Source organism: Neisseria flava (assembly GCF_982712965.1).
The window spans coordinates 1-10,662 of record NZ_CEXQBZ010000047.1 but is presented as its reverse complement, the minus strand read 5'-3'; the positions used below and the strand labels follow the sequence as shown (position 1 = coordinate 10,662).

Genomic DNA, 10,662 nt, shown 5'->3' with positions numbered 1-10,662 from the left:
AAACGCCAAGTGTTTTATTCTTGAATCTGTTCCAACCACTAGTACCATAGTGTTGCACTTGAAATCCGAATCCAAGGTCGTCTGAAAACCGAAATTGGTTTTCAGACGACCTTTGCTGTTTATTACCTTTAATTTTGTCCGGGTTTGATGACTTTGACGCCCTGCTCTGTGCCCAGGATCAACAAATCCGCGGCGTTGCGCGCGAAGATGCCGTTTTCGAGAACGCCGGTGATGCGGTTGATTTCATCTTCCATAGTCAGCGGACGGTCGATATTCAAGTCATAGACATCGACGATTTGATTGCCGTGGAAAGTAGTGTAATCCAAGCGCAATTCAGGTTGTCCGCCCATTGCCAAAAGTTTGCGCGACACCAGCGAACGCGCACCAGGCAATACTTCTACGGGCAGCGGAAATTTGCCCAAACGCGATACATATTTGCTCTCGTCGGCGATACAGATGAATTTGTCAGACGCACTGGCGACGACTTTCTCGTTCAGATGCGCACCGCCGCCACCTTTAATCATTTGCAGCATATGGTTCACTTCGTCCGCGCCGTCAACATAGACAGCCAGCCCCATCACATCATTCAGCGATACTTCGGGGATGTCGTATTGCGCCATCAATTCGCTGGACTTTTTAGAAGTCGAAACCGCGCCTTTGATTTTTTTGCCGCTTTTGCCCAATGCTTCGATAAACATATTGACGGTCGAGCCGGAACCGATACCGATGTATTCGTTTTCGGGTACGAATTCCACCGCTTTCTCGGCGGCAATGCGTTTCAATTCATCTTGAGTAGCCATGAGTTCTCCTTAATGGGATGTGGGTCAATAGGATTATCTTAACATTTTCATGCCGTTTGTGCTTGCCTGCTTACGCTTTTTCCAGTAACACCGCCGCCTGCGCCTCGATGGCTTCCATGCGACCCAGATAACCGAGCTTTTCGTTGGTTTTGCCTTTAATGTTCACATAGGTCGTCTGAATGCCCAAATCGGTGGCAATGTTGGCGCGCATGGCGGGAATGTGCGGCGCGAGCTTGGGCTTTTGCGCGATGATGGTCGTGTCCACGTTCACAACGCGCCAGCCTAAAGCCTGCACGCTCTTATATGCTTCGCGCAATAATAAGCGGCTGTCGGCATCTTTAAACTCGGCGGCGGTATCAGGGAAATGGCTGCCGATGTCGCCCAAGCCCGCCGCACCGAGCAATGCGTCGGTAATCGCGTGCAAAAGCGCGTCGGCATCGGAATGACCGAGCAGGCCTTTTTCAAACGGAATATTTACGCCGCCGAGAATCAAATTGCGACCCTCGACGAGTTGGTGGACATCGTAGCCTTGTCCGATACGGATATTCATGTTTTGTCCTTTTTTCAATGTCAGGTCGTCTGGAAAATAGTTTTCAAACGACCTGACAGATGGGTGTCAAATTTGCGCAGCCTTTTGCCTAATTTTCCGTCAGATACCGCTTGAAACTTTTTCGACCGATACAAGCAGTAAAATAAATCGTTGAAAGGTAAGTCATGGATACTGTTTCGCGATAAGGATTGATTCAAATCGGAAAAAAGGCAGGAGGTTTTCAGACGACCTCCTGCCTGTAATATACCGAATCAGCGCTCGATTTGCGATACGTCGCGCACCGCGCCTTTGTCGGCGGAAGTCGCCATGGCGCCGTAGGCACGCAAGGCGGCGGAAACGTAGCGGTCGCGGTTTTCCGGCTTCCACGCTTTGCTGCCGCGCGCTTCCATTTCGGCGCGGCGTTTTGCGAGTTCTTCGTCGGACACTTTCAGGTTGATGCTGCGGTTGGGGATGTCGATTTCGATGGTGTCGCCTTCGTGCACCAAACCGATGGCGCCGCCTTCCGCCGCTTCAGGCGAAGCGTGGCCGATGGACAAGCCTGATGTGCCGCCTGAGAAGCGTCCGTCCGTCAGCAAGGCGCAGGCTTTGCCCAAGCCTTTGGATTTCAGATAGGAAGTCGGATACAGCATTTCCTGCATACCCGGGCCGCCTTTCGGACCTTCGTAGCGGATAATGACGATGTCGCCGGCGACGATTTGGTTGCCTAAAATGCCTTCGACGGCGGCTTCTTGGCTTTCAAACACGCGGGCGCGGCCGGTGAATTTGAGGATGCTCTCGTCCACGCCTGCGGTTTTCACCACGCAGCCGCGCTCGGCGATGTTGCCAAATAAGACCGCCAAACCGCCGTCTTGCGAGTAGGCGTGTTCGACGTTGCGGATACAGCCTTTTTCGCGGTCGAGGTCGAGGGTTTTCCACATGCGGTTCTGCGAGAACGCTTGAGTGGTGCGCACGCCGCCGGGTGCGGCTTTGAAGCGTTCGATGGCGTGGGTGTTTTCAGGATTGGTCACGTCCCATTGTTCAATCGCGTCTTTCAGCGTCGGCGCGTGGATGGTGTACACGTCGGTGTGCAGTTTGCCCGCTTTGTCCAGTTCTTTCAGGATGGCGAAGATGCCGCCCGCGCGATGCACGTCTTCCATGTAGTAGTCGTGGTTGTTGGGCGCGGTTTTGCAGATGCAGGGGACGACGCGGCTTAAGCGGTCGATGTCGGCCATTTTGAAATCCACGCCCGCTTCGTTGGCGACGGCGAGTAAATGCAGGATGGTGTTGGTGGAGCCGCCCATGGCGATGTCCATGGTCATGGCGTTTTCAAACGCTTTTTTGGTGGCGATGCTGCGCGGCAACACGGTTTCGTCGTCTTGCTCGTAATAGCGTTTGGTGATTTCGACAATCATGCGGCCTGCTTCGAGGAACAATTCTTTGCGGCCGGCGTGGGTGGCAAGGTAGGAGCCGTTGCCAGGCAGGGATAAACCAAGCGCTTCGGTCAGGCAGTTCATGGAGTTGGCGGTGAACATGCCGGAGCAGGAGCCGCAGGTCGGGCAGGCGTTTTGTTCGACTTCTTCGACTTGCTGGTTGCTGACATTGTCGTCCGCCGATTCAATCATGGCATCAATCAAGTCCAAGCGGCGTTCGGGCTGGATATTTGCCACGCCGATAACCTTGCCCGCTTCCATCGGGCCGCCGGAAACGAAGATGGTCGGGATGTTCAGGCGCATGGCGGCAATCAGCATTCCGGGGGTGATTTTGTCGCAGTTGGAAATGCACACCAGCGCGTCGGCGCAGTGGGCGTTGACCATGTATTCGATGGAGTCGGCAATCAAATCGCGGCTGGGCAGAGAGTACAACATACCGCTGTGTCCCATGGCGATACCGTCGTCGATGGCGATGGTGTTGAATTCTTTGGCGATGGCGCCCGCTTTTTCAATTTCGCGGGCAACCAGTTGGCCCATGTTGTGCAGGTGGACATGGCCGGGGACGAATTGGGTGAACGAGTTGGCAACGGCAATGATGGGCTTGCCGAAGTCGGTTTCCATCACACCGGTGGCGCGCCACAATGCGCGTGCACCCGCCATATTGCGGCCGTGAGTAGAGGTTTTGGAGCGGTAGTCTGGCATTTTGCATTCCTTTATTTATATGATGAGGCCGTATCTAACAGGCAGGCTTCGCATTCTGAAATGCGCTGAAATGATTGCCTGCGACCTATAAAAATAGTTTGGTATTTTATACCAATTATGTTTGGCAAAGAACTGCTATTTTGTAGTAAAACTAAGCAGTATTTGCTTATCCTGTGTTTGCTTCAATAATAAACAGAAGGTCGTCTGAAATGCTTCTCAGACGACCTTTCTAACTTTTCACAAGAAAAAACTTAGACACATATCATGTTCAAATATGGGTCATTGCCCTTATGATTTTCAGCTTTACGCTTTTTCTTTTTGGCGCATTTTTTCCGCCATCATTTCATGCAGCGTTTTTTTGGCAGGTTTCATCGGAACGCGGTTATCCGTCCAGCCCAGTTGCTTGCTTGGTGTCAATGCACGGAATTTGGTAGCCGCCCAACCGAAGGCGCGGTAAGTTTTGCTGCCGCTGAAAATGCCGTTGAATGTACGCCATGCCATTTGTTCGCCGAAGGTATGCGATGCGCCTTGTCCGCGGATAGGATGCGGTACGACCTCGGTCGGCGAACGTTGTGCCTCGACACGCAGACGCTGCATCTGCTCGGTAATCGGGATACGCACCGGACAAACTTCCACACACGCGCCGCACATGGTACAGGCGGTCGGAAGGTCGCGGGTAGCATCCAGACCCAACAAGTGCGGAGAAATAATCTCGCCGATAGGGCCGGGATAGGTTGTGCCGTATGCCGCGCCACCGATACGGGTATAAACCGGACAATGGTTCATACACGCGCCACAACGGATACATTGTAAGGTGCGGCGCATTTGGTCTTCGGCATAGGCTTGGCTGCGGCCGTTGTCGAGCAGAACCAAGTGCATTTCTTGCGGACCGTCCAGCTCTTCGCTGCGGCGCGGACCGGTAATCATGTTGAAATAAGTGGTAATGTTCTGACCAATGGCAGAACGCGGCAGCAGGCTGTACAAAGGCGGAACGTCCGACAGCTTGGCTACAACTTTTTCAATACCGGTAATGGCGATATGCACGGGCGGAACGGTGGTACTCAAGCGACCGTTGCCTTCGTTTTCAACCAGACATAGTGTACCTGTTTCAGCAACAGCAAAGTTTACGCCGCTCAAACCAACATCGGCAGTGCTGTAAATATCGCGCAGTGCTTTACGGGCGAAGCCGGTCAGTTGGTCTACGTCGTCTGTTAACGGCGTGCCAAGATTTTGGTGGAAAAGTTCGCTAACCTGTTCTTTGGTTTTGTGGATAGCAGGCATCACGATATGGGTCGGTTTTTCGCCTGCCATTTGGACGATAAACTCACCCAAGTCGCTTTCCACCGCTTTAATGCCTTTTGCTTCAAGATAATGGTTCAGCTCGATTTCTTCGCTAACCATCGATTTGCCTTTGACCATCAGCTTACCGTTTTTGACAGCAATGATGTCGTGGATGATTTGGCAGGCTTCGGATGGAGTTTCCGCCCAGTGTACTTTAACGCCCAACTTAGTCAGGTTTTCTTCCAATTGCTCCAGCAGGGCGGGCAATTTAGACAATGAACGCTGACGGACGTGTTCGCACAAATCACGCAGGTTTTGCAACTCTTCTTCGTCGGACAAAACGGCTTTGCGCTTGGTCATCAGCATATCCATCGCGGTACGCAGACTCTTACGCAAAGGCTTGTCTTGAAGGGAAATTGCGGCGTTTTGTTTGAAAGTTTCCGGCTTCATGTGGAACTTGATGGTTTGCGTAGTCATGCGTTTTCCTCCAAATCGGCAGGGGAAATGTGGTCAGGCAGGATGGCGAGAATGACCAAATCACGCGGACCGTGCGCGCCGTAAGCAAGCGTTAGCTGGATGTCTGCGGTTTTGGACGGGCCGGAAATCAGGAAAACATTGGTCGGCATACCGTTTTCCACCAGTTTTTCGCCTTCGACGGCATTATGGAATTCGTTATACATTTTCGCCGTATCAAACAGGCAGAAATGCACGGGCGGAACAAGGCTTAAAGTACGCGGTTCTTCGGGGCTGGAAAACAGCATCAGTGTACCGGTGCGGGCGATGCCACATTGCGAGCCGCTAAAGCCTGCATCGATGTTCGCGAAAAACTCAGTTTTCCAAGTATCGATTTCGCGCTCGAAAGCAATCGGTTCGATATTGCTGTCCACCAGCGCGGCACGGGCGATTTGTCCGTGTTCGGTCGCCAACGGCAGCAGGATGTTTTTCAAACCTTTGCCTTCGGCTGCTTGACGGAATACTTGCGGCCAGCTGGTTTTGGTCACCCAATAAATTTCGGTTTTGACAGCGCGCATAGCGGCAGCCCAATGTTTCAGGCGCTCAACTTCGCTGTCCCAAGAAACACCCATTTCACGGTAATAATCAAAAACCGCAGGCTCTTCCATCGGCAATGCGTCGGCTTTTTTCAGTTTTGCCAAAATATTTTCGCGCGCGCTCATGCTTTGCCTCCGGTGCGTTCCAACAAGAAGGATGCGATGTGTTTCGGACGCGGCATGTTCGGCTCGTCCTTAGCGATTTTGCCGCCGATGTTCATCATGCAGCCGCAGTCCGCGCTGATGATTTCGGTTGCGCCGGTTTCTTTCAGCGCGGCGACTTTGTCGGTTACCATCGCGCCGGAAATATCCGCTTGTTTGACGGAGAATGTACCGCCGAAGCCGCAGCATTCGCTTTCGTGATCGTGAACGATACGTTCAACGTTTTCCATGCCATCAATCAACTGCCATCCTGAAATATGGACATTCATTTCTCGGCGGGCGGCGCAGGAAGTGTGGACGGCGACTTTGACCGGCTCGCCTTTGTCTTCAGGCTTGTAGCCGATGGCAAGCAAGAAATGAGTAAACTCAATGATGCGGTTGGCACAATCCACCGCTTTGGATTCGTATTCTGTATTTTTAAACAGGGTAGGCCAGTGATGTTTCATCATGCCGCCGCATGAGCCGGACGGTACGACGATCGGCCAGTTTTCGGGGAAGAGGTCGAGTTGCGCTTTGGCGACATCAAACGCCTCGGTCGGATGACCGGAAGAGTAGGCGGGTTGGCCGCAGCAGCTTTGCGCCATCGGGTAATGAACCCGTATGCCTTGCTGCTCGATTAAAGTAATGACATCCATGCCTGCTTCGGGCATGAAAAGATCGAGGACGCAGGTGCCGAAGAAATAAACATCGGTCGGCTTGCTGTCGAATGTAGTGATTTTGGGTGGAGTGATTGCGCTCATTTTTTCGTTAACGGGAGTACCCGTTTTTCTTTGTATAAATAGATGGCTACTTTAAGTAATTGCATGTAGGCGGTCAAGTATAATTTTAAAAAATAATATTGGAATCGGATGACTGCTAAGACCTAATACCCGCATATATTGAATCGTCTTCATATATGCTAATTATTATCATTATAATTAATATCTAATATATTCATAATTAAACAATACCCGAAATAAATTGCTTATGAACTCACTGCTGTCATAACGACTGTCATTCCATCACTCAACTTCAAAGGTCGTCTGAAACTCGTCGCTTAAAAGTACATTGCTCAAACAGTATTCTAAAACTGAATCAGATTTACAATATTATTTGCCAATAGCTGCCTTTTGCTACCCTTATCCTCTTTCAGACGACCTCCTTTCAAATCAGTTACAATTTATCCCTATGAACACAACCGAATCAAACGTTTTGGAAACGCCGCCCGTCCGCCCGTCCCGCTGGCTGCCCCTGCTTTTGGCGATTGCGATTTTTATGCAGATGCTGGACGCGACGATTCTGAACACAGCCCTGCCCGAAATCGCCAAAGATTTCCAAGTATCGCCGCTCAATATGCAGCTGGCGGCGATTTCCTATACGCTGACCGTCGCCCTGCTGATTCCTTTAAGCGGCTATTTGGTGGACAGGTTCGGCACTAAAAACGTATTTTTCGGTTCAATCGGCATTTTTATGCTCGGATCGGCATTGTGTGCGGCGGCAGCCAATCTGCCCATGCTGGTGATGGCGCGGGTGATTCAGGGCATAGGCGGGTCGATGTTGGTACCCGTGCCGCGCCTGACGATTTTGCGCGTGTACGACAAATCCCAACTCTTAAACGCCATCAATTATGCCGTGATGCCCGCGCTGATCGGCCCGATATTCGGTCCTTTGGTCGGCGGCTATTTGGTGGAATACGCATCTTGGCATTGGATTTTCCTGCTGAATCTGCCGATAGGGCTGCTCGGCGTCTTGCTGGGCTGGCGGATTATGCCCGATGTCAAAGGCAAAAATACGGTTCTGGACTTGAGCGGCTACCTGACTTTCGCTTCGGCGGCGTGTCTCTTGATGTTGGCAGTGGAAATGGTGTCCCATTCTGGCGCAGTTTGGTTTTCGCTCTTGCTCGCCATCGGCGGTACGGCATTCGCCCTGCTCTACTACCGCCACATGAAAACCGCCGCCAATCCGATTTACGCGGCGGATTTGTTCCAAGTCCGCACTTTCCGACTGGGTTTGACAGGCAACCTGTTCAGCCGGCTCGGCATCAGTTCCATCCCCTTTTTGCTACCGCTATTGTTTCAAGTCGCATTCGGATTCGCCGCCAGCGTATCCGGCTGGCTGGTCGCCCCCGTCGCTTTCGCCTCGCTTGCCGTCAAACCGCTCATCAAGCCCCTGATGTCGCGCTTCGGCTACCGCAACGTGTTGATTTGGAACACGCGCTTCCTCGCGATATTGATTATGCTGCTAGCCCTACCCGATGCGGACACGTCTTTAATCGTCTGGATTGCATTGCTGCTCCTGATTGGTACTTGCAACTCCATCCAGTTCTCCGCCATGAACACCCTGACCATCGCCGACCTGCGCGCGCACCAAACCGGCAGCGGCAACAGCCTGATGGCAGTCAACCAACAACTCGCCATCAGCCTCGGCATTGCGCTCGGCGCGCTTATCCTGCAAAACTGGTCGCAAAGCAGCTTCACCGCAGGCAACCTCCACCTTTCATTTCGCCTTACCCTCCTTTCCATCGGCTTGATTACACTCATCTCCAGCACCATATTCAGCCGCCTGCACATTTCCGACGGACGCAACCTAACCGACTGAACATTTCCCAAAACCGAAAAGGTCGTCTGAAAGATATTCCACGCCTTTACCCGCAACACCCATTCGGCAAAGCAACTGACGGAAACAGTAAAAACTGCACCTGAACATCAGTCAAAATTCAATACAGACATATCCAAACATTACCCGCCAACACCTACCTAACAATCAAAAAACAGCCCGAAAATTTTCAGACGACCCATATTCTTCATAGGAAGCCGCCACACTAAAAAGACAAGCAAAGCAAAAAATGCTATGCTTAATGCTTTCAATCTGTGTGTCTGAAGCAATGAAAAAGTATCTTATCCCGGTTGCTGCCGTAGCCGTAGCAGCCGTACTTGGCACCCCCTACTACCTCGGCATCAAAGCAGAGGAAAGCCTTACCGCACAACAAAAACTCTTACAAGAATCCGGTTTTCTAACCGTAGAATCGCATCAATACGAACGCGGTTGGTTCAGCGCAACGGAAACCACCGTTATCCGCCTGAAACCTACTCTTCTTCAAAATACGCAAAAATACCTGCCCGACAACCTGAAAACCATCCTGCAAGAGCCGATTACGGTTATCAACCACATCAGCCACGGACCGTTTGCCGGCGACATAGGCACTCAGGCGCACATCGAAACCGAGTTCAAATATCACCCTGAAACTGAAAAAGCATTATCACGCTTTTTCGGTAAACAAACTCCGGTAACGATGAGCAACACCATCTATTTCAGCGGCAGCGGCAAACTGGATTTGAGTATCCCCGCTTTCGATTACGAAGAGCTTTCCGGCATCAAGCTGAACTGGAAAGGTCTGAGCGGGCATACCGACTATAAAAAAGATTTCCAAAGTTATAGCCATGACTATCTGGCTCCCTCCCTTCAAGTCAAACTGGCGGACAAGGGCGACATTTCTCTGGAAAACCTACATTTCCAATCTGAAACCACAAGCGGCCTCAACAAACTGTCTTTAGGCAAAAGCAGCACTACGCTGGATAAATTCCTGCTCCAGTGGAAAGACAACATCGATTACAACATCAAACTGAATGAATTGGTGAACTTGGTTACCAATCTGCAAATCGGTGCGTTTATCAATCCGACAGGCAGCATCCCTCCGTCAAAAATCGAAGTCAGCAAACTGAAATTTGAAACCGATACTCACGAAGCGGACAAATTCATCAACAGCGAAGGCCGCTTCCAATTTCAAGACCTGACTTACGGCGATGAAAAATACGGCCCATTGGACATCAATATTGCCGCCGAACACTTGGATGCCTCCGGCCTTCTTGCGCTGAAAAATAAATTTGCCGAAATCGCAGATAAAAAAATGAGCGAAGAAGAAATCCAAAACTCCTTGATACAGACCGCCAAGAACGAGGCTTCAAGCCTGTTTACCAATAATCCTATCTTGAATGTTAAGACCTTCAAATTCACTATGCCTCAAGGCGATGTCGATGTCAGTGGCAAACTGCTGTTTAAAGGTCTGGCAACAAAAGATTTGAACAGCCTCAGTGATATGCTGAAAAAAACCGAAGCCGGATTTGACATGGCGGTTCCCCAAAAACTGCTCGAACAACTGGCAATCAGTCAGGCACGCAGTATTTTCAGCGTCAATCCCGACGACGAGGCAAATGGGCAGGCAGGTATCGAAGACGTTACCGAAACCCTGCGCCTAATGGTGGACAGCACCATCCGCAGCATGGCGGACGAAAAATATCTGGCGCTGGAAAACGGTACAGTCAAAACCAAGATAACTTTGCAAAACAACGAATTGAAGCTTAACGGCAAAGTCCTGAAAAATGATCCTGAACCGGATTTTGATGATACGGATATGGTTTCCGAACCATCCCATCCATAAACCGAAAGGTCGTCTAAAAATTCAGACGACCTTTTTTCTTAGCAGGTTTAATTTATAGTAAATATACAAAATAAGAATGACTCTTTCGTTATTCTCTCTAGGCAAGAGGACTCTGATTTTTAGAAATATTCAAAAATCGCCCTAATTTCGAATTTCCAAACTCCCTCCCCGCAAAAATGACTAGATGGAAAGTCCTTATATGAACCTGTTATATCAACACAGCCTACAATTACAGCCAATATCAAAAAGGTCGTCTGAAAACTCTGAACTGGCCCCCAAATCTTGGACACTC

General features: G+C 50.7%; 8 protein-coding genes. 2 read left to right on the top strand and 6 right to left on the bottom strand.

What is annotated here, in order from left to right:
• Positions 1-128 precede the first annotated feature (128 nt).
• The 6 genes from rpiA to AC5M9B_RS03195 form a co-directional block, all read right to left on the bottom strand.
• Entirely contained in the window at positions 129-800 is a 672-nt protein-coding gene (gene rpiA / locus AC5M9B_RS03220; protein WP_070656562.1) for a ribose-5-phosphate isomerase RpiA, read from the bottom strand.
• 70 nt (positions 801-870) lie between these two features.
• Complete coding sequence (gene ispF, locus AC5M9B_RS03215) at positions 871-1,350, bottom strand: 2-C-methyl-D-erythritol 2,4-cyclodiphosphate synthase (protein WP_146736862.1); 480 nt, start codon at positions 1,348-1,350, stop codon at positions 871-873.
• 251 nt (positions 1,351-1,601) lie between these two features.
• Positions 1,602-3,461, bottom strand: a complete 1,860-nt coding sequence (gene ilvD / locus AC5M9B_RS03210) for a dihydroxy-acid dehydratase (protein WP_101809994.1) — start codon at positions 3,459-3,461, stop codon at positions 1,602-1,604.
• Between the two features lie 303 nt (positions 3,462-3,764).
• Entirely contained in the window at positions 3,765-5,219 is a 1,455-nt protein-coding gene (locus AC5M9B_RS03205) for a LutB/LldF family L-lactate oxidation iron-sulfur protein (protein ID WP_070656557.1), read from the bottom strand.
• The gene (locus AC5M9B_RS03200) at positions 5,216-5,917 is read right to left on the bottom strand and encodes a LutC/YkgG family protein (protein WP_019271229.1); all 702 of its coding nucleotides are present in this window, start codon (positions 5,915-5,917) and stop codon (positions 5,216-5,218) included. The genes AC5M9B_RS03205 and AC5M9B_RS03200 overlap by 4 nt, the downstream gene beginning before the upstream one ends.
• Positions 5,914-6,693 (bottom strand): (Fe-S)-binding protein, encoded by a 780-nt coding sequence (locus tag AC5M9B_RS03195; protein WP_487648245.1) that lies wholly within the window; start codon positions 6,691-6,693, stop codon positions 5,914-5,916. Before AC5M9B_RS03195 ends, AC5M9B_RS03200 begins: the two co-directional genes overlap by 4 nt.
• Positions 6,694-7,120: 427 nt before the next feature.
• Here AC5M9B_RS03195 and AC5M9B_RS03190 point away from each other — a divergent pair, with 427 nt between their 5' ends.
• Positions 7,121-8,530: an MFS transporter gene (locus AC5M9B_RS03190; RefSeq protein WP_070656555.1), complete on the top strand. Its 1,410-nt coding sequence runs from the start codon at positions 7,121-7,123 to the stop codon at positions 8,528-8,530.
• A gap of 286 nt (positions 8,531-8,816) precedes the next feature.
• Complete coding sequence (locus tag AC5M9B_RS03185; protein WP_070656553.1) at positions 8,817-10,370, top strand: YdgA family protein; 1,554 nt, start codon at positions 8,817-8,819, stop codon at positions 10,368-10,370.
• The last annotated feature ends 292 nt before the right edge of the window (positions 10,371-10,662 follow it).